The sequence below is a fragment of the Mesorhizobium sp. M1A.T.Ca.IN.004.03.1.1 genome (assembly GCF_003997555.1).
GTDB lineage: Bacteria > Pseudomonadota > Alphaproteobacteria > Rhizobiales > Rhizobiaceae > Mesorhizobium.
The window spans coordinates 1-264 of sequence record NZ_RZTV01000480.1 but is presented as its reverse complement, the minus strand read 5'-3'; the positions used below and the strand labels follow the sequence as shown (position 1 = coordinate 264).

Below are 264 nucleotides of genomic sequence, written 5' to 3'. Positions count from 1 at the left end.
GGCTTCGAAAACGCCTCGCAATTCACCAGAACGTTCAAGCGCACATTTGGGCAAACGCCCTCGCAGCATCGCGCGGCAGCTTTGAGAGCGCACTGAAACGTCGACGGCGCGAGCCTGCTTCAGATTTCCTCCCACGGAAAACTGTCCAGCCGTTCCGCGCCCTTGGCCGTGATCAGTGCCTGGGTTTCCAGCTTGATGCTCTCGGATCCGGTTTCGGCAATCAGGCTTTCGACGTTGAGAACCATGTTCTCCTCGATGAGGCCG

Annotated in this window: 1 protein-coding gene and 1 pseudogene; one reads left to right on the top strand and one right to left on the bottom strand. The window is 58.7% G+C overall.

Going from position 1 to position 264, the window contains the following annotated elements; all coding sequences use genetic code 11:
* A partial coding sequence (locus EOD29_RS32525) for an AraC family transcriptional regulator (protein ID WP_127248851.1) occupies positions 1-96 on the top strand: 96 nt, incomplete at its 5' end.
* A gap of 23 nt (positions 97-119) precedes the next feature.
* Here EOD29_RS32525 and EOD29_RS37645 read toward each other — a convergent pair.
* Positions 120-264: pseudogene (locus tag EOD29_RS37645) on the bottom strand (aminopeptidase P family protein); the annotation flags it as partial.